The 23,831-nt window shown below is 67.0% G+C and carries 18 protein-coding genes; 4 read left to right on the top strand and 14 right to left on the bottom strand.

Going from position 1 to position 23,831, the window contains the following annotated elements:
- Complete coding sequence (locus GXY15_00090) at positions 1-891, bottom strand: hypothetical protein (GenBank protein ID NLV39615.1); 891 nt, start codon at positions 889-891, stop codon at positions 1-3.
- A 131-nt stretch (positions 892-1,022) separates the two neighbouring features.
- On the opposite strand from GXY15_00090, the gene GXY15_00085 reads away from it, so the two are divergent.
- The 3 genes from GXY15_00085 to GXY15_00075 all read left to right on the top strand — a co-directional run bounded on the left by GXY15_00085 (position 1,023) and on the right by GXY15_00075 (position 5,231).
- Positions 1,023-1,757, top strand: a complete 735-nt coding sequence (locus GXY15_00085; protein ID NLV39614.1) for an AAA family ATPase — start codon at positions 1,023-1,025, stop codon at positions 1,755-1,757.
- A 248-nt stretch (positions 1,758-2,005) separates the two neighbouring features.
- The gene (locus GXY15_00080; GenBank protein NLV39613.1) at positions 2,006-3,376 is read left to right on the top strand and encodes a PhoPQ-activated pathogenicity; all 1,371 of its coding nucleotides are present in this window, start codon (positions 2,006-2,008) and stop codon (positions 3,374-3,376) included.
- Positions 3,377-3,398: 22 nt separating this feature from the next.
- Positions 3,399-5,231: a YgiQ family radical SAM protein gene (locus GXY15_00075; GenBank protein ID NLV39612.1), complete on the top strand. Its 1,833-nt coding sequence runs from the start codon at positions 3,399-3,401 to the stop codon at positions 5,229-5,231.
- A gap of 489 nt (positions 5,232-5,720) precedes the next feature.
- Here the strand turns inward: GXY15_00075 and mfd are convergent, their stop codons facing one another.
- The 7 genes from mfd to GXY15_00040 all read right to left on the bottom strand — a co-directional run bounded on the left by mfd (position 5,721) and on the right by GXY15_00040 (position 16,224).
- Entirely contained in the window at positions 5,721-9,026 is a 3,306-nt protein-coding gene (mfd, locus tag GXY15_00070; protein ID NLV39611.1) for a transcription-repair coupling factor, read from the bottom strand.
- Positions 9,027-9,048: 22 nt separating this feature from the next.
- A complete protein-coding gene (locus tag GXY15_00065) occupies positions 9,049-10,329 on the bottom strand; it encodes an adenylosuccinate synthase (GenBank protein ID NLV39610.1) in 1,281 nt (426 codons plus the stop codon).
- Between the two features lie 119 nt (positions 10,330-10,448).
- Positions 10,449-11,060 (bottom strand): 30S ribosomal protein S4, encoded by a 612-nt coding sequence (rpsD, locus tag GXY15_00060; GenBank protein ID NLV39609.1) that lies wholly within the window; start codon positions 11,058-11,060, stop codon positions 10,449-10,451.
- Between the two features lie 263 nt (positions 11,061-11,323).
- Positions 11,324-12,646, bottom strand: coding sequence for a tRNA (N(6)-L-threonylcarbamoyladenosine(37)-C(2))-methylthiotransferase MtaB (mtaB, locus tag GXY15_00055; protein ID NLV39608.1), 1,323 nt, complete (start codon positions 12,644-12,646; stop codon positions 11,324-11,326).
- A 22-nt stretch (positions 12,647-12,668) separates the two neighbouring features.
- Positions 12,669-14,042: an arylsulfatase gene (locus GXY15_00050; GenBank protein ID NLV39607.1), complete on the bottom strand. Its 1,374-nt coding sequence runs from the start codon at positions 14,040-14,042 to the stop codon at positions 12,669-12,671.
- Between the two features lie 409 nt (positions 14,043-14,451).
- Entirely contained in the window at positions 14,452-15,177 is a 726-nt protein-coding gene (locus GXY15_00045; protein NLV39606.1) for a glycosyltransferase family 2 protein, read from the bottom strand.
- Positions 15,178-15,225: 48 nt separating this feature from the next.
- The gene (locus GXY15_00040; GenBank protein NLV39605.1) at positions 15,226-16,224 is read right to left on the bottom strand and encodes a DUF1080 domain-containing protein; all 999 of its coding nucleotides are present in this window, start codon (positions 16,222-16,224) and stop codon (positions 15,226-15,228) included.
- A gap of 104 nt (positions 16,225-16,328) precedes the next feature.
- Here GXY15_00040 and thiF point away from each other — a divergent pair, with 104 nt between their 5' ends.
- Positions 16,329-17,144: a sulfur carrier protein ThiS adenylyltransferase ThiF gene (gene thiF / locus GXY15_00035; GenBank protein ID NLV39604.1), complete on the top strand. Its 816-nt coding sequence runs from the start codon at positions 16,329-16,331 to the stop codon at positions 17,142-17,144.
- A gap of 39 nt (positions 17,145-17,183) precedes the next feature.
- Here the strand turns inward: thiF and GXY15_00030 are convergent, their stop codons facing one another.
- The 6 genes from GXY15_00030 to GXY15_00005 form a co-directional block, all read right to left on the bottom strand.
- Positions 17,184-19,139, bottom strand: a complete 1,956-nt coding sequence (locus tag GXY15_00030; protein NLV39603.1) for a hypothetical protein — start codon at positions 19,137-19,139, stop codon at positions 17,184-17,186.
- Positions 19,130-19,897, bottom strand: coding sequence for a protein phosphatase 2C domain-containing protein (locus GXY15_00025; protein ID NLV39602.1), 768 nt, complete (start codon positions 19,895-19,897; stop codon positions 19,130-19,132). The genes GXY15_00030 and GXY15_00025 overlap by 10 nt, the downstream gene beginning before the upstream one ends.
- Positions 19,897-20,670, bottom strand: a complete 774-nt coding sequence (locus GXY15_00020) for a VWA domain-containing protein (GenBank protein NLV39601.1) — start codon at positions 20,668-20,670, stop codon at positions 19,897-19,899. Before GXY15_00020 ends, GXY15_00025 begins: the two co-directional genes overlap by 1 nt.
- 406 nt (positions 20,671-21,076) lie before the next feature.
- Positions 21,077-21,856, bottom strand: coding sequence for a hypothetical protein (locus GXY15_00015; GenBank protein ID NLV39600.1), 780 nt, complete (start codon positions 21,854-21,856; stop codon positions 21,077-21,079).
- A 21-nt stretch (positions 21,857-21,877) separates the two neighbouring features.
- Complete coding sequence (locus tag GXY15_00010; GenBank protein NLV39599.1) at positions 21,878-22,555, bottom strand: ubiquinone/menaquinone biosynthesis methyltransferase; 678 nt, start codon at positions 22,553-22,555, stop codon at positions 21,878-21,880.
- 355 nt (positions 22,556-22,910) lie between these two features.
- Positions 22,911-23,555 carry a dual specificity protein phosphatase family protein gene (locus GXY15_00005; protein ID NLV39598.1) on the bottom strand — a complete coding sequence of 215 codons (645 nt, stop codon included), beginning with the start codon at positions 23,553-23,555 and terminating at the stop codon, positions 22,911-22,913.
- Between the last annotated feature and the right edge of the window lie 276 nt (positions 23,556-23,831).

Here is a 23,831-nt window from a genome sequence, read left to right as displayed (position 1 = left end):
TTAAGGGCCGGGGGAGAAAGTCGAAATGCCAATGGCGAGTCCGCCCACGGCACCGACCCCCACGGCCAGCCCCCCGAACGCGAGGAGTCCCACGGCCAGGCCGCCAAAGGCCGTCAGGCCGAGCGCCGCCCCGCCCACGGCCAGGGCACCCACGGCCAGCCCTCCAAGCGCCACCCCACCGAACGCCGCCCCGCCCACGGCCACCACGCCCACCGCCACGTCGCCGACGGCGATAACCCCCTTCGCGACCCCCCGCAGGCTTCCGTCCTTGGGGCCGACGGCGATGCTGACCAGCGGCAGCCCCCAGACGGTCGCCTCAGACCGGTACCGGTAGCCGTTGTTGGTCATGAATCGCCCCTCCGGCGACGCGTCCGGATCCGTCCCCGCAATGACCGCGCGCAGCCGCGCCTCGAGCATCCGGCGGGCCATGGGGCGGTGCACCAGGAGCATGATCATGGAAAACACCACGAGGAAGAAGAAGAGCGACACGGCAAGAAGCCAGACGGGCGCGCCCGGGTTTCCGCCGGTCATGCCGTTGCCAACAGACGGCAGCACCAGAAACAGCGCGCCCTGGAAAGCCATGATGCCCCCCGCCAGCGCGACGACATAGAGAATCCACTTGAAGGACGAAACGCTGTAGCGCAGCGCCCTGCCGCCGTAGGTTTCCATGAAGACGTCGTTCAGGCCGATGGTGATTTCCGTGGCCAGATTTGCCGCGCGGAACCGCAGGCGGTTCCGGCTGGACTCCACAATCTCATACCGCCAGCGGGGGCTCGTGAAGGGGAACAGGCGGCGCTCCTTTAAGGCGCGCGTAACCCGCGCCAGCGCCTCCTCCGCCCCCTCCGGCGTTTCCAGCTCCCCCTCGAAGGTTGGCAAAAACCATGCGCCCATGACACCTCTCCGGCCCGTCCGGGTGGTGTCCGGTTCCAGCCCCCGGGCCGGTCACCGAACCATGAATTGACTATAGGCGCGCCTCCGGCGGAAAATCAACCGCCCCGGAAGGGGCCGGGAGTCCGCGCGCCATGCTTTCAGACCAGTTCCTCCGCAGCGTGTCCCTGAAGCGGGAGGGGGTGCCCTCGTTCGCCGAGTACCCCTTCAACATCCCCGCCGTCCGGCATCTGGACACCCTTGACCTGCATCCGGAGGTCACCTTCCTCGTGGGGGAGAACGGCACGGGTAAATCCACCCTGCTGGAGGCCCTCGCGGTGGCCGCAGGCTTCAATCCGGAGGGCGGCAGCCGCAACTTCAACTTCTCGACCAGGGAGACTCACGCCGGACTCCATGAGCACCTCCGCCTCGTGCGCGGCGTGCGCCGACCCCGGGACGGCTTCTTTCTCCGCGCCGAGACCTTCTACAACGCCGCCACCTACCTCGAGTCGCTGGAAGCGGACGGCGGGCTGGTTCCCTACGGCGGGGAGTCGCTCCACGCCTGCTCCCACGGCGAGGCGTTCATGACCCTCATGACGAAGCGGCTTCGGGGCAACGGCCTGTATGTCTTCGACGAGCCGGAGGCCGCGCTTTCCCCCACGCGCCAGATGGCGCTGCTGTCCCTGATGGCCGGGCTCGCGCGGGAGAACTCCCAGTTCATCATCGCCACCCACTCGCCCATACTCATGGCTTATCCCCGCGCGCGCATCCACGTCCTGTCCGCGGACGGCATCACCGTGACGCCCTACGAGGAGACCGAGCACTACCGCGTCGCCAGCGACTTCTTCGCCCACCGGGAGGGCATCCTGCGCGAACTCACGGGCGAGTGAGGAAAGCCGCCCGTGCGGTTCGCCGCCCTCCGCTCCTGCCCTCTCCCCGGCCGCTGCGGCATCTTCCTTCCTCATCGGTGTTCATCGGTGTTCATCGGTGGTTGCCTCCCTCCTCTAAGGAGAACCACCGATGAACAGGGATGAACACCGATGAACCGCCCGCATGTTGTGTTTTCAGGGAGAGTGTGTCACACTGACCGCCTTCCCGAGGCAACCAGACCGGCTTCCCGCCGGACAGGAGATTTCCGATGACGCGCAGGCAGATGATGTTTGGACGGCTTGTCCTGGCGGCGGCGGTGTGCATGCTGGGGTGCGCGGTGGCGGTTGCGACGCCGTTGGACGACTATGTGGCGGCGCCGGACCCGGCGTTCAAGTACACCCTGGCGGGGAAGTCCGAGAGTGCGGCGGCGACCACCTACCTCTACCACATGGTCTCGCAGACGTGGCTGGACGCGTCGCAGGTGGACCGCCCGCTGTGGGAGCACGAGGTGGTGGTGACGGTGCCGAAGGAGACGGCGTTCACGAAGGCGATGATGTTCATCGGCGGCGGCGGCAACCCGCTGAAGGCGGAGCCCTCGCCGGAGAACGACCCCTTTGACAAAATCGCCCTGGCGACAAAGTCCATTGTGGCGCAGGTGAGGCAGATCCCCAACCAGCCCCTGCGCTTCCCGGACGAGACGGACCCGCGCTATGCCGAGAAGGGCCGCAAGGAGGACGAGCTGATCACCTACGGGTGGGACAAGTTCCTCCAGGGCGGCGACCCGGTCTGGCTGGCGCGGCTGCCCATGACGAAGGCCGTGGTCCGCGCCATGGACCTCGTGCAGAAGGAGTTCCCGCAGACGGACGGATTCTTCGTGGCGGGCGGGTCCAAACGCGGCTGGACCACCTGGACCGTCGCGGCGGTGGACAAGCGGGTCATCGGCATCGCCCCGGCGGTCATTGACGTGCTCAACTTCATCCCCTCGCTCGAAAACCACATCAACGCCTACGGGTTCTGGGCGCCCTCGGTCTCCGACTATGTGGACATGAAGATCACGGACCGGCTGCACACGCCGGAGATGAAGGCGCTGCTGGACGTCGTGGACCCGTACAGCTACCGCGACCGGCTGACCATGCCAAAGTACGTCTGCAACTCCGCGGGCGACCAGTTCTTCCCGGCGGACTCCTGGCGCTTTTACTGGGAGGGGCTGAAGGACGAGAAGTTCCTCTGCTATTTCCCGAACACGGACCACGGCCTGAACGCCGACGCCTATTTCCGCATCGCGGGCTTCTACCACGCCCTCATGGCGGGCACGCCGCGTCCGAAGTTCGCCTGGGACCGTGCCACGGACGGATCGCTCACGGTCCGCTGCGAGACCAAGCCGACGGCGGTGCGCCTGTGGAAGGCCGTGAACCCCGACGCCCGCGACTTCCGGCTGGAAACCCTCGGCAAGAAGCACGAGGCCGTCGAGTTTCCCCTGTCCGCAGACGGCGTCTACACCACGGACGTCAAAGCCCCGGAAAAGGGCTGGACGGCCTTCTTCCTGGAGATGGAGTTCCCCAACGGCGACTTCCCCTTCCCCTTCGTCTTCACCACGGGTGTGAGCATCCTGCCGGACGCCTACCCGCCGAAGAAGTAGGGCCCACCCACGGGAGAGCATGATGCGCGGACAGCGTCCCCCCCAACGCGGCGGCCCGCCGCGCGGACCCGCCCCCGCCCCGGCACGGTCCGGGGGCGGGGGGCGCGCGCGTCCGCCGCGGGAGGCCGGGCCCGCGCCGCTGCCCGTGTCGCGGGAGGAGATGGACCGCCTCGGCTGGGAGGCGCTGGACGTGCTGCTGGTGACGGGGGACGCCTATGTGGACCACCCGTCGTTCGGCGCGGCGCTCATCGGCCGGTGGCTCCAGGCCCACGGGTACCGCGTGGGCATCATCGCCCAGCCGCGCTGGGACACGCCGGAGGACTTCCTGCGCCTCGGGCGGCCCCGACTTTTCGCCGGGGTGACGGCGGGCGCGCTGGACTCGATGCTCGCGCACTATACGGCCTTCCGCAAACTCCGCCACGACGACGCCTACACCCCCGGCGACCGCCACGGCGCGCGGCCCAACCGCGCGTGCATCGTCTACACCGGCCTCGTGCGCCACGCCTTCCCCGGCCTGCCCGTGGTGCTGGGGGGCGTCGAGGCGTCCCTGCGCCGCGCCAGCCACTACGACTTCTGGAGCGACAGCCTGCGCCGCCCGATTCTCCTCGACAGCAAGGCCGACCTCGTGGTCTGCGGCATGGGCGAGCGCGCCGTGCTGGAGGTTGCGCGGCGGCTGGAGGCGCGCGCGCCGGACACCCCGGCTGCGGAGGCGCTGGCGGGCATCCCGGGCACCGCGTGCTGCGCGGCGTCGGAGGAGCGGCTGGGGGACCTGCCCGGCGCGCCGCCCCCGGCGGACTGGGTGCGCCTGCCGTCGCATGAGGACATCCTCGCGGACCCCAAGGCGCTCATGCGCGCCACCCTCGCGCTGGAGCGCCAGACCCACCAGGGCGTCCAGTGGGCCGTGCAGGCCTGCGGAAAACGGCAGGTCGTCTTTACGCCCCCCGCAGTGCCCCTGTCGGAGGCGGAGATGGACCGGCTCCACGGCCTGTCCTTTACCCGCGACCCGCACCCCTCGCACCGGGAGCCCGTGCCCGCCGCCGAGATGATCCGCTTCAGCATGACCGCGCACCGCGGCTGCGCCGGAGGCTGCACCTTCTGCTCCATCGCCCTGCACCAGGGCCGCCGCATCCAGTCGCGCGGCGCGGACTCCCTGCTGGAGGAGGCGCGCGCCCTCACGCGGCACCCGGCGTGGAAGGGGTCCATCAGCGATGTGGGCGGACCCACGGCCAACATGTGGCGCGCCCGCTGCGCCGCCGACCCCGACGCCTGCGCCCGGCCCGACTGCCTCACGCCGCGGGTCTGCCGCCATTTCCGGCCCGACGAGAACGCCTATCTGGACCTCCTGCGCCGGATCGCCGCCCTGGACGGCGTCCGCCATGTCCGCGTCGCCAGCGGCATCCGCTACGACCTCGCCGACAACGACGGGGACTTCCTGCGCGCGCTGGTGGGTGAGTTTGTGGGCGGGCAGCTCAAGGTGGCCCCCGAGCACTGCGACGACAAGGTGCTGCGCCTCATGCGCAAGCCCCCCTTCGCCCGTTTCGAGGAATTCCTGCGCCTCTTCGACGAGGGCACCCGCGGCGCGGGCAAGGAGCAGTACGTCATCCCCTACCTCATCACCGCCTTCCCCGGCTGCACGGACGACGACATGCGCGCCCTCGCCGGCTGGCTGGAAGCCCGCGGCTGGCGGCCCCGTCAGGTCCAGTGCTTCATCCCCACCCCCGGCACCGTCGCCACCGCCATGTACTACGCGGGCATAGACCCCCAGGGGAACCCCCTCCCCGTAGCCCGCACCGACGCCGAACGCCTCCGCCAGCACCGCATCCTCCTGGGGGAGGAGAAACCCGGCAGGGGGTGAGATTGGCGTTCCCGGAAAGAGGGCGAAGGATGATTCGCCCCTACGGAGACAACCGGTGGACGACGCCCACGTAGCGCCGCCGTCCCGGCGGCCTTGTCTTCGCCTTCCATGCTCCATGTTGGGTCAGCGCGCCCGTAGCGCCGCCGTCCCGGCGGCCTTGTCTTCGCTCTCCAGGCATGTTCTTGGGTCAACGCGCCGTACTTGGGCCGTGGAGTGGACCCAGCCAGGCTGGAGCCTGGCGATCCCAGGGTGCGCTGACCGACGGCTACCCGTGCGCTGGGGGGACAGGGTGCACTGACCGGCGGCTATCCGTGCGCTGGGGGGGGCAGGGCGCACTGACCGGCGGGTATCTGTCCTTTCGGGGTAAGGGACACGTCGAAGCCGTGGTGTTGCAGGAGCGCGGCGGCCGTTGGATGACCGGCCCATCGCGCCCCCTGGGAGCGCCAGGCTCTAGCCTGGCCTTCTGGCGCATGTCACCAGCGCGGCGGCCTACTCCTCCTCCCCGTCCCCCTCTCCGGCGCGTTCGCGGGCGAGGACTTGGAGGAAGTCGAGGCATTCGCGGAGGGGGTCGGCGGCGGGGGGCAGGGTGAGCACGGCGGCGGGCTTGTCGTGGAGGTCGAGGCGGAGCCTTCCCTGGAAGAGGCGGCGGAGCCGCGCCTCGCCGGCCTGGGGAAGCGTGGCGGCGCTTTCAAATGCCACAAAGATCTCCGCGCGGCCGGCGCGGACGGCGGTGGCCCCCGCGTCCAGCCCGAGCACGCGGGCCTCCATCACCTGGAGCAGGCGGTCCACGGGCGCGGGCGGCGGGCCGAAGCGGTCGCGCAGCTCGTCGCGCAGTTCGCGGAGCTCCTCGACGGAGCCGACGCCCGCCAGCCGCCGGTACATGGTCATCTTTTGCTGGCCCGTGGGGATGTAGTCCTCGGGGATGTGGGCGTCCACGGGGGCGTCGAGGGGCGGGAGCTGGCGGCGGCGCGCGGGGCGTCCGCGGGCCTCGGCCACGGCGTCCTCGATAAGCTGGCGGTAGGTCTCATAGCCGACCTCGGCGATGTGCCCGGCCTGGTCCGCGCCGAGGAGGTCGCCGGCGCCGCGGATTTCGAGGTCGCGCATGGCGATGCGGTAGCCCGACCCGAGGGCGGAGAAGTCCTCCAGGGCCTTGAGGCGGAGCTGGGCGTCCTCGGTGAGGGCGCGGTCTCCGGGCACGAGGAGGTAGGCGAAGGCGCGGTGCTTGTAGCGGCCCACGCGGCCTCGGATCTGGTAGAGCTGGCTGAGCCCGAAATGGTCCGCCCGGTCCACGATGATCGTGTACGCGTTGGGGATGTCAATGCCGGAGCCGATGATGGTCGTGCAGACCAGCACGTCCAGCTCGCGGTTGACGAAGGCCGTCATGACCTCCTCCAGGGCGTGCTTGGGCATCTGGCCGTGGCCCACGCCGACGCGCACGCGCGGCACGAGCTTGCCGACGAAGGCGGCGGCCTTTTCGATGGTCTGCACGCGGTTGTGCAGGAAGAAGACCTGGCCCTGGCGCGCCAGCTCGCGCTCCACGGCCTCGCGGATCAGGTTGGCGTCCCACGCCTCCACGCAGGTGTGGATCGGCAGGCGGTCGTTGGGCGCCGTGTTGATGACGCTCATGTCGCGGATGCCGATGAGGGACATGTGGAGCGTGCGCGGGATGGGCGTGGCCGACAGCGTCAGCACGTCCACATGCGTGCGCAGCTGCTTGAGCCGCTCCTTGTGCGCCACGCCGAAGCGCTGCTCCTCGTCAATCACCACGAGGCCCAGGTCGCGGAACACGATGTCCTTGGACAGGAGCCGGTGCGTGCCGATGACGATGTCCAGCTCGCCGTCGCGGAGCTGGTGGACCGTCTCGCGGATCTGGGCGGGCGTGCGAAAGCGGTTGAGCAGGCCGATCCGCACGGGGTAGTCGGCCATGCGCTCGCGGAAGGTGTTGTAGTGCTGCTGGGCGAGCACGGTCGTCGGCGCGAGCACGGCGGCCTGCCTGCCGTCCATGGCGGCCTTGAACGCCGCCCGCAGCGCCACCTCCGTCTTGCCGTAGCCCACGTCGCCGCAGATGAGCCGGTCCATGGGCCGGTGCGACTCCATGTCCCGCTTGGTCTCCGCGATGGCCCGCGCCTGGTCCGGCGTTTCGGTGTACTCGAAGGCGTCCTCGAACTCGTGCTGCCACGGGGTGTCCGGGCCGAACGCGTGGCCGCGCACGGTCTCCCGCGCGGCGTAGAGCCGCACCAGCGCGTCCGTCATCTCGCGGACCGCCTTCTTCACGCGCGCGCGCCGCCGCGCCCAGCTCGCCCCGCCGATGCGGTCCATCTTCGGCAGCGCGCCCTCGCCGCCCACAAACTTCTGTATCTGGTCCATGTGCGTGATGGGCACGTAGACCGTGTCGCCCCCCGCGTACTGAAGGGCCATGTAGTCGCCCGCCTTCCCGGCGAAGCGTTTCAGACCCAGGTAGCGGCCCACGCCGTGGACCTCGTGGACGATGTAGTCGCCCGCCTTCAGGTCGCTGAACTGCGTGACCGCGGCCCCCGCCTCGAAGCGGCGGCGGCGGCGGCGCACGTAGTGGCGGCCGAAGATCTCGCCCTCGCTCAGGACGGCCAGCCGGTCCGCGGGCGACACAAAACCCGCCCGAAGCCGCCCCACCCGCACGCGCAGGTCGAAGTCCCCGCCGCGCCCCGGCATGAACCCCTGCTCCTCCAGCAGCTCCAGCAGGCGGCGCTGCTCGCCCGTGTTCACGCAGAACAGGGTGACGGCGTAGCGCTCCTGCTCCCAGCGGCGCATCTGCTCCCAGAACTCCGGGCCGCGCCCGCTGAAGTTCATGACCGAAAGTGTGGCCATCCGCACGGGCTTCACGCCCGGAAGGGGGTCGAAGGGCGACTGCGCCGCGTCCAGGCGGCGGAACGCGCCGAGGCGTTTCTCCAGGTCCTCCGGCGACATGAAGAAGGGGTTGTTCCGGGACTGCTCCGCGATCTCCGCGGCCTTCTCCGCGAGGGACACGGGCTCGTCCGCGAGCACCAGCGTGTTGCCGGGCAGGTACTCCGTGAGGGCGGCCTTGTGGCGTCCGGCGCGCAGGCCCTCGGCCAGCAGGGCCTTCTCCGACCGGGGCGCCAGGGTGACGGAGACGGCCTTGCCCACGCTGCGCTGGGTCTCGGGCTCGAAGAGGCGCAGGGACTCGATGCGGTCGCCGAAGAACTCCAGGCGGAAGGGCAGCTCGGAGGAGATGGGAAACACGTCCAGAATGCCGCCGCGCAGGCTGAAATCCCCGCGCCGCTCCACCATCACATCGCGCTCGTAGCCGAGTTTGACCAGCTGCGCCAGCAGGTCGTCCAGGTCGCGCTCCTCCCCCTCGCGCAGGGTGAGCGTGTCCGCGCGCAGCCGGCGCTGGTCGGCCACATACTGCATGACCGCGCGCAAGGGGGCCGCCACATGCAGCGGCGCGCCCGCGTCGCGGGCGGCGAGCATGCGCTCCAGGGTGTTCATGCGCTCCGCCACGATGTCGTCCGACGGGCTCATGAGGTCCGTGGGAAGCACCTCCCACGCGGGGAAGAGGGCGCAGCGCTCCTCGCCGAAGAGGGTGCAGAGGTCGTCGTGGAGCGCCTCGGCCTCGACGCGCCCGGGGGCCACGGCGAACAGGGGCGCGCCCAGGGCCTCGGCGGCCTGGGCGGCCGCCAGGGTTTTCGCCGAGCCCCACGCCCCCGTCAGGGCGGCGCGGCGCCCCTTTTCCCGGAGCGCGGCGACCAGGGGCCCGACCGCGCCGAGGGGGGGGAATGGAATGGTTGTCTCTGGCATGGGGCGTCTTCTCGGGCCGGCCTCAGCCGCGCGCCCCCCGGTCAATCAGCGCCTCCCGCTCCGGCCCGACGGACACGAAGCGGATGGGGCACCGCACCAGCTCCTCGATGCGGAGGACGTACTTCCGCGCGGCCTCGGGCAGGTCGGCGAACTTGCGGACGCCGGAGATGTCCTCCGACCAGCCCGCCGTCTCCTCGTACACCGGCGCCGCCTCCTCCAGGACCGCGTTCAGGGGGAAGCGGTCGTAGACCTTTCCCCCGTGCGTGTAGTGCGTGCAGATTTTCAGCGAGGGCATGCCGGTCAGGCTGTCCAGCTTGGTGAGGGCGATTTCCGTGGCCCCCTGCACCTGCGCGCCGTAGCGCGTGGCCAGGGCGTCGAAGTGGCCGATGGTCCGGGGGCGGCCCGTCGCCGCGCCGTACTCCTTGGCCGACTCGCGCAGCCGGTCCGCCAGGTCCTTCTCCATGAGCGTGACGAAGGGGCCCTCGCCCACGCAGGTGGAGAACGCCTTGACCACCGCCACCACACGGTCCGCAGGACGGCCAAAGAGCCCGCCGCCGATGGGGGCGTAGGCCGCCAGCGTGCAGGACGACGTGGTGTAGGGGTAGATGCCGAAACTCAGGTCGCGCAGGGTGCCGAGCTGCGCCTCGAAGAGGATTTTCTTCCCGGCGCGCGCGCCCTCCTCCAGCAGCACCGACGTGTCGCAGATGAGCGGGGCGACCGTCTCCGCCGCCGCCTCCGACCACGCCAGCATCTCCTCGAAGGTGAACTCGCCCGTGCGCCCGTAGAAGCGCTCCGCCTTCTGGAGCTTCCACTCGCAGACCGACGCCAGCCGCTCCCTGAAGCGCTCCGGATACAGCAGCTCGCCGGTCTGGATCGCCTTCTTCATCGTGCGGTCGCCGTAGGCCGGGGCGATGCCGCGCCGCGTGGAGCCGTAGGCGTTCTTGCCGAGCCGGTCCTCCTCCCAGCCGTCCTCCATCCGGTGGAAGGGGAAGCAGATCGTCGCGCGGTCCGACACGCGCAGGTTCGGCGTGATGCCCCGCGCCTTCAGGTCGGCAATCTCCCCGGCCAGCCCCTGGAGGTCAATGACCATGCCCGGCCCGAGGATGTTCACCACGTTCGGGTTGAACACGCCCGACGGCAGCAGGTGCAGCTTGAACTCGCCGAATTCGTTGACCACCGTGTGGCCCGCGTTGTTCCCGCCCTGGAACCGGACCACGAAATCCGCGTCCTGCGCCAGGTAGTCCACCATCCGCCCCTTGCCCTCGTCCCCCCAGTTGGCTCCGACGACGACTTCAATGCTCATGCCTTAAGCTCCTGCCCCGCGCCGCGCGGCGCCGGGAAACGGCCCTTCCATCGCAAAAAAAAGGCTGGCGAACCGCCGATGGCGCGGTCCGCCAGGAAGATAACGCATTCGGAACCGGATTACCGGGAGTAGAAACCGATAATGCTGTTCGTGTCCACCTGGTACGGAATCGTGGCCGCGTTCGGCGTGGCGATCATTTTGCCCTCGAAGGCCTTGGGCGCCCGGTCCAGGAATTCGGGGATCTGCACCGGCGGGTGCTCCGCACCTTCCATGATCATCGGAATCTTGCGGCTCTTCGGACGGACCGAAACGGCCATGCCCGGCTTCACCTGGAAGGACGGTATGTTGACCTTCTCGCCGTCCACCAGGATGTGGCAGTGCGTGACCAGCTGGCGCGCGGCGAAGATCGTCGGCGCAAAGCCCATCCGCCAGACCACGCAGTCCAGCCGGGACTCCAGCAACATCATCAGGTTGGTGCCCGTGTTGCCGCCCAGCCGCCGCGCCTTGTCGAAAATCCGGCGCATCTGCCTCTCCATGATCGCGCCGTAGTACATGCGCAGCTTCTGCTTCTCCAGCAGCTGCGTGCCGTACACCGACAGCTTGCGCCGAAGGTTCGGCCCGTGCTGTCCGGACGGATAGGGGCGCTTCGCGGCGGGGCTGTTCGGCTTGCCCCAGATGCACTTCCCGATGCGGCGGCTCAACTTGTGCTTCGGTCCGAGATATCTCGCCATGTCAGTTTCCGATGGTCCTTCGTTTCGGCGCGGACGTGTCCCGCGCCGGGTTCAGTGGTTTTTCACGGGAAACGGCCTGACGCCGTCTCCGGCAAAAAGACACGCACGCGGACACACCGCGTCCGCACAGGACGGGTAGCATAGCGGTTAACCCCGCCGTGTGTCAAGTTTCTCGCGGCTGCCGGGCTCCGCCGGACACGGGGGTCACGGCCTTTTGGGCGGAAGGCCCGGGTGTCTGCAAGCGCGCGAAACGCGCCCCCCCCTCAGCGGAGGGGGCCGTCGAGGGTGCCGGTGACGAAGTCCTTGTGCGCGGCCTCCACCGCCACCCGGCCGATGCGGTTGGCCAGGTCTTCCCCGCCGCGGACGCCGACGCGCAGGTAGCTCCCCGTGAATCCGGTCCACCAGCCGCCCGCGCGGTCCTCGAAAAGCACCTCGACCGTCCGCCCCAAGTGACGCTCCTGGAAGGCGCGGTGTTTTGCCGCGCCGAGGGCGCGCAGGGCGGCGCTTCCCCTTTTCGCCGTTTCGGGGTCGGCCTTCTCGGGCAGGCGCTCGGCCGCCGAACCGCGCCGGGGGGAGTACTTGAAGACGTGCAGGTAGGCCAGGGGGCTTTCGGCGATGAGGGCCAGGGTGTCCGCCTGGTCCTGCTCCGTCTCGCCGGGGAAGCCCGCGAGCACGTCCGCGCCGAGGCCAATGCCGGGCACGGCCGCTTCGGCGGCGCGCAGGGTGTCCAGGTACTCCGCGCGCGTGTAGTGGCGGCGCATGGCGGCGAGGATGCGGTCGGACCCCGACTGGAGCGGCAGGTGCAGGTGCGGCGCGAGGCGGTGGGCCGGGTCGGCCATGCGCTCCAGCAGCCCGGGAAGCACCGTTGTCATCTCGATGGAGCTGATGCGGATCCGCTCCACGCCGGGCAGGGCGTTCAGCCGGTCCACTGCGTCCACCAGCGTCTTCCCGTCGCAGGCGTAGCCCCCGAGGTTCACCCCCGTGAGGATGAGCTCCCGCGCGCCGCGCGCCGCGAGGGAGGCCGCCTCGGCAACGAGGTCGTCCAGCCGCCGCGACCGCGACCGCCCGCGGGCGAAGGGGATGATGCAGTAGCTGCACATGAAGTCGCAGCCGTCCTGGATCTTGAGGTTCATGCGCCGCGTGACGGGCGGGCCGTCCGGGGTCCAGGGCAGGGTGAACGGCGCGCGTCCCAGGCGCGGGGCGCGCACGCGGTCCTCCGGCGGCGCGGCGTCCAGCGCGGCGAGGTGCTCCGCGAGGCGCATCTTCTCCGCGTTCCCCAGCACGAGGTCCACCCCGGGGATCGCCGCGATGTCCGCCCCCCGGAGTTGGGCATAGCAGCCGATGACCACCGTGCGCGCGCCGGGGTTCGCCCGGATGAACTGCCGGATCATCTGCCGCGACTTCGCGTCCGCCTCCCGCGTGACCGTGCAGGTGTGGACGACCCCCAGGTCCGCGGGCTCGCCGAAAGGCACGACCACATACCCCGCCGCGGCGAGCTGGTCGCACAGCAGGGCGCTCTCCGCCTGGTTCAGGCGGCATCCGAGGGTGTGTATGCAGGCCCGGCGGCCGGGCGGGGGGTGTGCCATGCTGGAGGTTCCGTGGCGCGGCCTACTTCTTTTTCTTCTTTCCCGCGCGTCCCGGCCAGTGTTCGGAGGGGGTGCGGGCGGAGGCCATGAAGGCATCCACCTTTGCGACGATGTCGGGGTGGTCCGCCGCGACGTTGTTCGCCTCGCCGATGTCTTCGGGGAATTTGTAGAGCTGGGTGGGCTCGTTGGGACTGAGGCTGACGGCCTTCCAGTCGCCCATCCGGGCGGCACGGAAGTAGCCGCCCTCGTGGAACTCCCAGTAGAGCGGCGGGTGGTCAATCTTGGCGGCGCCGGTGAGGGCGGCGGCGACAGAGACGCCGTCGAGCCCCGCCGGGGCCTGCGCGCCCGCCAGTTCGGCGGCCGTGGGCAGGAAGTCCCAGAAAGCCCAGAGCTGGTCGCTCACGGCGCCCGCGGGCACGCGGCCCGGCCCCCAGGCCACCATGGGCACGCGGATGCCGCCGTCGTGCATGCTGCGCTTGATGCCCTGGAGCGGGCCGGAGCTCTTGAAGAAGTCCGGGTCTACCCCGCCCTCCTTGTGGACGCCGTTGTCGCTGGCGAAGAGGACGATCGTGTCGCGGTCGAGGCCTTTCGCGCGGAGGGTGTCGAGGACCCGGCCGACGTGGCTGTCGAGGCGGGTAATCATGGCGGCGTGGCCCTTGATGGGGTCGGGCCAGGGCTTGTCGGCGTAGGGGCCGAAGTCGGGCACCTCCATGCCGTTGCCGAGAGCCGCGCCGCGCTCGTTGTTGGCGTGGGGGATGACGTGGCTGAGGTAGAGGAAGAAGGGCTTTTCGCGGTCCTTTTCGATGAACGCCAGCGCCTTGTCCGCGAAGAGGTCGTCGGCGTAAACGCCGCACTGCGCGCAGACGCCCTCGTGCTTCCCGTCCTGCACGTTCTCGGGAATGTCCACCCGGGTCTCGTTTTCCCAGAGGTAATCCGGGTAGTGGTTGTGGGCGTGCTTCTGGTTGAGGTAGCCGAAGAAATAGTCGAAGCCCATGCGCGTGGGGACGCCGGTGGTGTCCGGCTCGCCCAGGCCCCATTTGCCGATGAGGGCGGTCTCGTAGCCCGCGCCGCGCAGCACCCCGGCCACCGTCGCGTCGCCCGGCTCCAGGGGCACGAGGCTGTTGCCGCGGACGCGGGCGTGGCCCGTGTGCATCCCCGTCATGAGGCAGCACCGCGACGGCGCGCAGACCGTGCTGCCCGCATAGCACTGGGTGAACCGCACGCCCCCGGCGGCCATGGCGTCAATGCGCGGCGTGAGCACCTGCTCCTGCCCGTAGCAGCCCAGGTCGCCGTAGCCCAGGTCGTCGGCGAGGATGAAGATGATGTTCGGCGGCTTCGCCGCGGCGTGGGCGGGCGCTGGCCGCCGCGCGGCGGCCAGCGCCGCCGCCCCCGCCATGCCCAGGAAGGCTCTGCGGGTTGTCTTCATGGTGAGTGCTCCTTAATCACGGGCTGGAAGCCCGCCCATGGTGTCTTCCGGGCACGAGATTGCGTCAGTCGCTTCGCTCCTTCGCAATGACGGGCGGCGGCGCGTCATGGCGAGCGAAGCGAAGCCATCTCGTGCCCGCCAAACCTTCATTCCTTTTGTGCCCGCAGAGGCGGTTCCAGCACGAGATTGCTTCCCTCGCTTCGCTCCTTCGCAATGACGGGTGTTCTTGCGTCATTACAGCGGCTTTTGTCCCCGCGTCATTGCGAGCGTAGCGAAGCAATCTCTTGTCGGAAGGCCTCCGGTCTTCCTTTGGCGGGCGCGTTTTCCCGCAGCCAGCCGTTCTCTCGTTTCCGTATCCGGCAAACGCGTCCTCGTCTTCTTATCGGTATCTCCCCGCGCCCGCGTTCAGCCGGATGCGCAGGGCGTCGCGGAACATGCGGGTGGAGTCGGTGCAGGCGTGGACCCGCGACTGCGGGCTGTTGCGCCAGACCACGGGCACCTCCCGGACGCGCAGGCCCTGGAGCCCCGCGATGAACAGCACCTCCACGTCGAAGGAGAAGCCGTCGAGGGTCTGGCGGGAGAAGCAGCGCTCCGCGGCGCCGGCGGTGAAGCCCTTGAAGCCGCACTGGGTGTCGCGGAACCGCGTCAGGCGGACGGTCCGCAGGAGGGTGTTGAACACGCGGCCCATGCGCTCGCGGTGCCACGCCTGGTGGATCTCGATGCGCGATTCCGGCAGGGCGCGCGACCCGATGACGATGTCGGCCTCCCCGCCGAAGAGGGCACCGCATTTCTCCATCTCCTCCACGGGGGTGGAGCCGTCGGCGTCGGTGAAGAAGCGGAAGGCGCCGGTGGCCTGGCGGAGCATGCCTTCGCGCACCGCCGCGCCCTTGCCCCGGTTCTCCGGGAAGACGTGCAGGCGCACAGCGGGCCCGTCGTCGGCCTCGAATCCGCGGACCACATCCGCCGTGCCGTCCGTGCTGCCGTCGTCCACCACGACGATCTCGGCATCGCCCTCCTGCCTGCGGAGATAGTCCCGCGCCCGCTCGAGGGTCGGCCCGATGCGGGCCGCCTCGTTGTAGGCGGGTATCACCAGCGAAAGACGCACGCCTCATGCCTCCCCGGGGCCGGAGCCCCCGTTGGGTTGCCGCGCGGCTCAGCCGGCGGGCTTGAACCAGATGTTCCGGAACTTCACGGTGTTGCCGTGGTCCTGGAAGAAGAGCGGGCCCTTCGGGGCGTCCTGGTCGCTCACGCCGCCCGGCGTCGGGCTGTCCAGCTCCACGTCGTCGTGGACCGTGACGCCGTTGTGCACCAGGGTGATGCGGGCGTTGGCCGTCTTGCTGCCCGCCGCGTCGTACTGCGCGGCCGTGAAGGTGATGTCATAGGTCTGCCACTGGAGGGGCGGCAGCACGGCGTCCGCAATGGGGACGGCCTTCTGGTAGATGCCGCCGCAGAGGTTGTCCTTGGGCGCCCAGCCGAAATTGTCGAGCACCTGCACCTCGTAGCGGCCCAGGATGTAGCAGCCGCTGTTGCCGCGGCCCTGGCCGCGCTCCTCGGGCAGGAAGGGCGTCATGAACTCGATGTGGTAGAGCCCGGAGCCGAACTCCTCCTTCGTCTGGAGGTTCGTGTTGCAGATCTGGACCGAGCCGTCGGGCTGGGGGCACCAGTGGGGCACCAGGTTCCAGTGCTGGTCGAGGTTCGTGCCGTCGTACAGGGCCACGGCGCCCTCGGGGGCGGCCATGCCGCGCGTCGGCGGCTCGGGGAAGCTCCGCTTCAGGGTGAAGGCCGCCTCCTTCTTGGTCTTGATTGCGCCCGTGAAGGTCTCGCTGGCGATCTTGCCGGAGACCTCCGCCTTGCCGCCCAGCGCGCCGAGGTCCACTTCGCCGGTGAAGGTGAAACGGCCCTCACGGCCCTTGCCCGGCACCTCGACCCGGACCTCCTGCGTCCCGTCACCGATCTTGATCACCGCCGTCTGGGCGAACTTGCTCTCGGCGCGGACCTGGGCGCGGATCGTCTTCCCGTCCCAGCCGCCGCCGTCAAAGGCGCCCTCGTACACGCCCATCACCTTGTCGTCGTCCGCCGCCATGGCGGGAAGGGCGGCGGCCGCCGCGAGTGCTACAATGAGAAGGCCCGAAAGAACAGTCATGCGCCGCATCGTGTGTCTCTCCTTGGGAGGTTGTTCCGTGGGGGACCGGGGTGTCCCGCGCCCCCGCTGACTCTACCAAGTTGGACCGCCCGCGCGCAATGAGGGATTCGCCCATGCCCCGCATTCTGCTGTCAGAACAGCCCCACGACGCCCCCGACGGGGCGACGGCCTTCTCCCTGCGCGACGCCGTCAAGCCCGGCGCCGACGTGGTGGTGGTGAACGGCGCGGCCGTCACGGAGGACCTGCCGCTCCGCGAGGGGGACGCCGTGGTGTTCATCCGCCGGGGGGAAACCCCGCCGCCGGAGGAGCTGGAGGCGCTCATGGCCGCGCGCCACACGCCCGGCGTGCACCGGCGGCTCAAGGCGGCCGCAGTGGGGATCGCCGGGCTCGGCGGGCTGGGCTCCGCCGTCGCCGTGGCCCTCGCGCGCATGGGCGTGGGCCGGCTCGTGCTGGCGGATTTCGACGTGGTGGAGCCGAGCAACCTGAACCGCCAGCAGTATTTCACGGACCAGCTGGGGATGCTGAAGACCGAAGCGCTCTGCGACACCCTGCGCCGCGTGAACCCGGGGGTCGCCCTCACCGCCCACGCCGTGCGCCTCACGGAGGCGAACATCCCGGGCATTTTCCGGGACATGGACGTGCTGGTGGAGGCCTTCGACCGCGCCGACCAGAAGGCCCTGCTTGTGGCCGCCTACGCCCGCGCCTTCCCCGGCGTCCCCATCGTCGCCGCGTCCGGCCTCGCGGGCCACGGCCCCGCCAACACGGTCCGCACCCGCCGCGCCGCGCCCCACCTGTACCTCGTGGGCGACGGAACCGCCGCCGCAGAACCCGGCCGGGGGCTCATGGCCCCCCGCGTCGGCGTGGCCGCCCACCACCAGGCCAACGCCGTCGTGCGCCTCCTCCTCGGCGAGGACCCGGCGGAGGAATAGGGGGAAACACATGTCGGAGGGCAGCAGGCGCACGTGATACTATGTGTTTTCCATAACACGATAGTCTGCAACGGCCTTTTTCCACTCTTGACAGGCGACCTCAACTGCTCGTATAGATTCACTCATATCCTTCGAAGCTGAAGCCTCAAAGGAATCAAGTTCGTGCAACACCTTCCTAATGCGCTCCTGAAGGTTGTCTCTACGCGCCAACATCCTGCGGTTGAATCGGTCAATTTCCTCGGCAGGAACTGGAAGACTAGGATCGTAGATGAACTTCTTCTCACATTCCCGCCTCCACTGAGACAAGACTTGGTAGTAGTGTTCCTTGATTCCGGGAACCAACAGGACTTTTGATGCAACTATATCTGATGCAGTTTCGATTCCATATGCTAATAAACTATTTTTTCGAGCAGGTCCTATGCCAGAAATACAACTAGAGCAAATCATATATCTCTTCAGGAATTCTTCTAACTGAAGCGTTCTTTTCTTTTGCACTAGGGAGCGCATTTCAGAATCGTAAACTGATTCCAGCTGCTCATATTCCAACACGGTTCGCAGTGCACTTGTTTTCATTTTCGCATGCTTTGACATTAGAGACTCGTGGAGGCCACGCATGGATTGATATTCACTCCTAGCACGTTTCTCACTTACATTAAGACGTGCTTTTCTTTCTATATGCTGGTTATAGTACTCTGGCTTACGCCAACCTTGCATGATTCCACCTAAACCAAAGAGGACTCCAAATAGAAAGAAACCCGAAAACGCATAAGCGGCCAGTATAGAACAAGATGCTATTACAACACCAGCGATAAAGTCATTAGCGACTCCGCGGCACGCAGCAGGCAAAGGGGTTCCTTCATAGTGGTATCGCATCACATATACATTCAAATCGTGATATGCCGAAAGCTGGAGAACGTGCGCATCTACCTTAGCTCGGTAGTTCAAACTGCTGTTGATGGAAAAGCCTGATGTCTCGTGAAAGGACGCTCGGCCAAAGAACACTGTACCCATGTTCTGTGCGAGCATGCACCAAGGGCAACTCTTGAGATGGTTCGAGTACACATGACAACTGTTTCTACGGCATATAACTAGACCCTTCTTCAGTTGATCCAGAGCAGTTGCCCAATCCGTAGCCTGTGGCCGGCGAAACAGTCCTCCTTTGTTTACAAACGCTGCCTCTAGCAGTGACTGCACACGGGGAGGCACAGAATTAATTGGCAGTGTATTAGGAGGAACACGCATTCCAGACTGATGAGCAAGCTGGCCATACACGTACAGCCCTCTGCGAATTGCCTCGCCATTTTCGAGCGAAAGATGCTGGGCCATCTTACCAATGCCGGCAAATGGATGCCTACCCATGAAGAGAAGCTGGAATATGAGAACAGCAAGCCCAAATCCATCGTGTTCAGGCGAGCGGCATCTGTTTCTGAAGCTCATTCCCTGCAGTTCTGGGGGAGTGTACATTGGAACTCCTACATGGCAGGGATAGCATCGGGTACTACTCGTCACTTGATACGAGTCGCAGTCTACAAGGATAACTTTTCCGTCCAAGCACGCGAAAGCATTGCTCTGGTTTACGTCGCCGATAACGATGTTTCGCGCGTGAAGCACAGAAAAGGCGCACGCCAAGTTGCGCGCGACATGAACCAAATATGCCCATGTTGCGTTTGGCAGCAGCCTTTTTCGAGATGCCGGTCCATATAATTCATGGAGCTCGTGTCCACATGGTACTGCCTGCATAACGAATCCACATGGAGGCTCAGTCTGCTTGCGATACAACAGCTCACATGGCCATGCAGAATTTGCAGCGAGCTCATTATCGTTCAAGACCACCATGTGCTGCAGTTTCTCTATTCGATCGCGTCCTAGAGCCTTGTGGTATATTTTGGCAACAAACCCAGGACGATTGGATATTCTAAATACAGCACCCTCCCCTCCCCGGCCCAGTCTGGTGCCAAGGTGATGCTCTCTACCCATGTCAGAAACTAGAAGCATGTATTCTGATATGCCTCATCGCGCACCGCCATGAAGAGAGTCTTGTCGTCATCTGTGCGCTCGTTGATAGCGTCCGAATTCAGGAATGCCACCAGGCTCTCGTTGAGAGCATCCACGTTCTTCGTCTCGCTGAGTCTAAGCATGATTGGGCCAAAGAATCCCTCGTGCGGACGCCTAGATCTGTAATCGAGGCATAGGTGCTGAAGGCCATCTGTGTAGGCGGCAACCATCTCGACAGGCCTTTCAATGCAAACGAATTGAAGCTTGTCTACGCATGTTGGTGTAGTAATGAAAACGGTCTCGTTTTCGTATTCTCCAGAGTACGGATAGGTCACAGCCTGCAACTCATTATCAACCTTTGCTATCCAACCTCCATCCCCAATATGAATAAATACTGAATGCATTGGACCTATTAGACACGCTAGGAGAGTGCAGGCAAGCGCCCCAATCTCTTCAGATATTTCCGCCGCCCTTTCATCAAGAATCCCTTGAAGGTTGCTTATCCATTGTCTAGCGTCAACTTCACTAGGAGGTGTAACTGCATCTGCGCATTGAATTAGAGTTCTTACCATTTCTGTGACAACAATTTGGGCTCCAAGGGCTCCATGAAGAGCAGAGCCTGCCCCATCGGCAACGGCGGCAACGAGATGGCACGACCCTTGAACATCATAGACAAGGACCTCGGACTTATCTTGGCATTCTACAGCCCGTCGACTGTGTGCTGAGCCTGCGACACTTGCGGAAATGGTCTTCCACACTAGACGTTAACCTCACCCCATCCAGTCGGCCCCGTTGGGTCTTCAAGGGGCACTGTTTCGCCAGAAATAGACCGAGATACCGCCTGTTGTGAATTTGACAGCCAAGAAAATAGATCTCGAAACCGAAGGCCCTTGAGCTTCAAAGGATCGCGTGAAACACTCAGTTGCTTCAGAACGTCCATGTTGGCGCGTTCTACCCCCACGGCAAAGAACAGAAAAGCTCGTTCCTCTTGCCCTGTGCGCAGGCGCGCCACAGCCTCCTGCCACGCTGGGGTAGAGTCATCCGTGGGCGCACCATCAGTAATCAGGAAGACCCAGGGTCGATAGTAAGGTATTCCGTGCTGCTTATACTCCTTCTTGCGTTCGTCCAAGAGGCTTAGGCCCATATTGACAGCCTGCCCCATGGGTGTGTCTCCTCTGGCCTGGAGCTGTGGCACTGATACCGCATCAGCCGTACTGAAAGGCTGAACAACACGTGGGGGGCCGCCGAATGTTACGATCCCAATCTCCACACGCTTGCGTGCCAATGGGTCTGCGGCTAGTTCGTCACAATAACCCTCAAGTCCTGCCTGAAGCTCTGTGATCGGTTCTCCGGCCATCGAGCCTGAAACGTCCAGAAGGAGCAGGCTTGGACACCGTTGCTCCGGGTTATCCGCGAAAGTTACATCACTGAAAGGGGTTTGTTCCACAACTTTTCTCCTCTTTGCTGACTGTATGGCTATGCTACCACCAAGATCAACGATCAAGCAAGAACCTTTCTTTTGGGACGCCATCCATTTGAGTCGGTCAGATCCAGTCCAAACGACCAACGCCACAGTGATAGTATCCATATCCCCCTGCCGTATGCAATGTTCTGATCCACTGACAGGGCGCGCCGCAGAACCCGGCCGGGGGCTCATGGCCCCCCGCGACCACCAGGCCAACGCCGTCGTGCGCCTCCTCCTCGGAGAGGACCCGGCGGAGGAGTAGGGGGAAACGGGCGACTCCATAGCGCCGCCGTCCCGGCGGCCTTGTCTTTTTCCCGCACGAGGCCGGAAGCCGGGTAAACGAAGACCGGTCAGGCGGGACGCCTGCGCTACAGAACAGCCGCCCGCCGGACAACACCGCAGCGCAGCCGCCAACCATCGGACCGATCGGTCGGATCCGTCGGATCGGTCGGATGGGGTCGCGTTGCCCCCGCTATTTCTTCAGCAGGCGGTCCAGCACGCCGGAGACGGCCTTTTCCTCGGCGGAGCCGGCCTTGAGGTCGAGCAGGGTGGCGGCGGTGCCGCCGCTGAGGAGGTCTTTCTCGCCGAGCTTTAGCGTCTGGCCGACGCCGTATTTCATCACGAGCTGGGCGACGGTCTTCTTGAAGAAGGTGTTGGCGATGCCGCTGGTGAGCGGGCCGCCGACCTCGAGCTTCACGTTGTCCATCTTCGCGTCGGCCTTGCGGCGCTCGGGGATCACGCCGATGTCGTAGCCCTCGGGCTTCAGGAGGAAGTCCAGGGGCAGCTTGCCGTCCGTGAAGGTGGCGCCGAGGGGGATGACCCCCATCTTGGTCTTGGCCTCAATGGACAGGCCCAGCGTGGCGAAGTCGAGAAGCGCGGGGAGTCCGGGGCGCTCCGCCTCCACCCAGAGGGCCTTGGGCTCGCGGGCGACGCGCAGGTCCTTGAAGCGCAGCTCCTTGACATACAGCTCGATGTCGCGCTTGCGCAGCTCCTCAGTGCCCTCGATCAGCTCCAGCGGCACCCGCTGGAGGTCCCCCGGCACCTTCACGGTCATGCCGCCGAAACGGGTGGTCTGGGCGAAGAGGTCCACCAGGTCGAGCTGCTCGCGCACCTTGGCCAGCGGCGGCTTCCACTCCTCCAGGGTTTCCGGGTCGGCCTTGGCCGCGGGCGCGGCGGCCGGCGCGGGGTCTTCGGCAAACACTGCGGGCGCAACGCCCAGCAGCAGGGCCAGGGCAGGGAGCAGGTGCTTCATGTACGGTGCCTCCAGGGGATCTCAGCCGGTTTCCGGTCGGACCGCCTCGTAAATCGCCGCAATCCCGAAGGTGAGCGGGACCGCGCGCGGCGCGGAGAACCCCGCCTCGGCCAGGAGGGCGCAAAACGCCCCGCCGTAGGGAAAGGTCTCCACAGTCCTGTTCAAATAACGGTAGGCGCCCGCCTCTCCGGAGACAAGCCCGCCCACGCGGGGCAGGATGTGCCGGAAGTACAGCAGGTAGCCCGCCCTTAACAGGACGTTTTTCGGCAGGGAAAATTCAAGGATGAGCGCGCGGCCGCCGGGGCGCAGCACCCGGCGGATCTCCCGGAGCGCGCCGAGGGTGTCCGTGACGTTGCGGATGCCGAAGGCCATGGTGACGGCGTCGAAGGCGCCGTCGGCGAAGCCGAGGCGGGTGGCGTCGGCGCGGACCAGGCCGCACCTCCCCCCCTGCCGGGCGACGGCCACCTTGCAGCAGCCGCGGCGGAGCATGCCCGCCGACAGGTCGGCGCCCGCGGCCAGCCGGACGCCTTCGCGCCGCGCCAGGGTCAGCAGGACATCGCAGGTGCCCGTGGCGAGGTCCAGCACGCGGGCCGCGCCGGGGGGGACCATCCCCGCCAGCCGCCGCCGCCAGGCGCGGTCGCACCCCATGGAAAGCACCGTGTTTGCGCGGTCATAGGTGCAGGAGATGCGGTCGAACATCTCGGGCACATGGTCGCGGGCGGGGCCGGGGGGCGTGCTGTGTTCCGGGGGCATGGGCGTGTTCCCTTCGGGCGCCGCTGATGCTACCCGAGGGCGGATTGCCCGCGCAAACGGGGCGCGGCCCCCGGATTGCCGGATAAGACGTTGTGAGAGCCGAAGCCGAGGCGAGAACGAGGCTGCTTCAGTCGCTGCGCTCCTTCGCAATGACGTGTCTTTCCGCGGTCAAGGCAATGACACGAAAATGCGCGCCACTGCAATGGCATGCGTTGCCGCGTCATTGCGAGCGAAACGAAGCAATCTCTTGCCCGCTACGGCTCCGGCCCGCGCCTGAATTGTCCAGCAATCAAGGCGGACCTCAGCCGGCCGGGGCCGGGGCGGGAACGGCGCCCGCCGGGGCGGCGGCGGCGTCCTTGGCCGCCTTGTGCGCGGCGTAGGCCGCAGGGTACGCATCCAGGACCCACTGTTTGAACGGCCTGCCCGCGCCACCACGCTCGTAGAGGGCCAGCAACTCGCCGATGGGCGCGTCGTTGAACATGGGGCCGAACTGTTTGCGCGCCGTGGCGACGTCCGCGCCCTTGAGCAGGAGGTAGACCGCCGCCGCGACGCCGGTGCGGTGGGTGCCGCCCTGGCAGTGGGCGAGGAAGGGCTTGCGCCCCGTTTCCAGCACGGAGATGAAGCGCGCCAGCGACCCGGGATCGGGGAGGCTGTTCTTGGACCAGCCGAAGCTCTCGTGGGCGATGCCCGCCTCGGCGCAGGCCCTGGCCTCCTCGTCATACCACGACGAGCCGGGGTTCTGCCCGCGCATGTTGAGCAGGGTCTGGATGTTGTGCTTCTTGGCATAGCGCTTGATGGCCGCGCCGCTCATCTGGCGCGACCCGTAGAAGGCGCCCTTCTCCACCGTGCGCCAGTTGTGGCCGGGGAAATAGGCGTACAGCGGGATGGCCAGCACGGCGAGGCTCACGCCCACAATGCCGCCCACAATCTTCAGAAACGTGTTCATTTGCCTGCTCCTTTGCCCCGCCGGACCCAAATGCCCCGGGCGAAGGGGCGATTGTACCCCCCTCCCCCGCTCCCCGGCAAGCCGCGCCGATCACCTGATCGCCGGACGGAACAGGCGCAGACCGCAGTCATTGCGGGAACGAGATTGCCTCGCTTCGCTGCTAATGAAGTGGACGTATTCTTCCGCGCCCCAAGCCGCCGGTTTTTCTCTGCCAAACGTGGAAATGGCCGAAAGCGAAAGTCTTGGGCATCCCGGAGGGATGCAGGACATTAGCCG

Source organism: Candidatus Hydrogenedentota bacterium, assembly GCA_012730045.1.
Lineage (GTDB): Bacteria > Hydrogenedentota > Hydrogenedentia > Hydrogenedentales > CAITNO01 > JAAYBR01.
The sequence above is the reverse complement of the archived record's forward strand: the minus strand, read 5'-3'. Positions and strand labels throughout refer to the sequence as shown.

Coding starts and splice junctions, on each gene's coding strand:
- GXY15_00080 (NLV39613.1), top strand. CDS start 2,006: ATGACGCGCAGGCAGATGATGTTTGGACGGCTTGTCCTGGCGGCGGCG.
- GXY15_00010 (NLV39599.1), bottom strand. CDS start 22,555: ATGTTCGACCGCATCTCCTGCACCTATGACCGCGCAAACACGGTGCTT.
- GXY15_00065 (NLV39610.1), bottom strand. CDS start 10,329: ATGAGCATTGAAGTCGTCGTCGGAGCCAACTGGGGGGACGAGGGCAAG.
- rpsD (NLV39609.1), bottom strand. CDS start 11,060: ATGGCGAGATATCTCGGACCGAAGCACAAGTTGAGCCGCCGCATCGGG.
- GXY15_00015 (NLV39600.1), bottom strand. CDS start 21,856: ATGAAGCACCTGCTCCCTGCCCTGGCCCTGCTGCTGGGCGTTGCGCCC.
- thiF (NLV39604.1), top strand. CDS start 16,329: ATGCCCCGCATTCTGCTGTCAGAACAGCCCCACGACGCCCCCGACGGG.
- GXY15_00030 (NLV39603.1), bottom strand. CDS start 19,139: ATGCTTCTAGTTTCTGACATGGGTAGAGAGCATCACCTTGGCACCAGA.
- GXY15_00090 (NLV39615.1), bottom strand. CDS start 891: ATGGGCGCATGGTTTTTGCCAACCTTCGAGGGGGAGCTGGAAACGCCG.
- mfd (NLV39611.1), bottom strand. CDS start 9,026: ATGCCAGAGACAACCATTCCATTCCCCCCCCTCGGCGCGGTCGGGCCC.
- GXY15_00075 (NLV39612.1), top strand. CDS start 3,399: ATGCGCGGACAGCGTCCCCCCCAACGCGGCGGCCCGCCGCGCGGACCC.
- GXY15_00050 (NLV39607.1), bottom strand. CDS start 14,042: ATGGCGGGGGCGGCGGCGCTGGCCGCCGCGCGGCGGCCAGCGCCCGCC.
- mtaB (NLV39608.1), bottom strand. CDS start 12,646: ATGGCACACCCCCCGCCCGGCCGCCGGGCCTGCATACACACCCTCGGA.
- GXY15_00085 (NLV39614.1), top strand. CDS start 1,023: ATGCTTTCAGACCAGTTCCTCCGCAGCGTGTCCCTGAAGCGGGAGGGG.
- GXY15_00005 (NLV39598.1), bottom strand. CDS start 23,555: ATGAACACGTTTCTGAAGATTGTGGGCGGCATTGTGGGCGTGAGCCTC.
- GXY15_00020 (NLV39601.1), bottom strand. CDS start 20,670: ATGGCGTCCCAAAAGAAAGGTTCTTGCTTGATCGTTGATCTTGGTGGT.
- GXY15_00040 (NLV39605.1), bottom strand. CDS start 16,224: ATGCGGCGCATGACTGTTCTTTCGGGCCTTCTCATTGTAGCACTCGCG.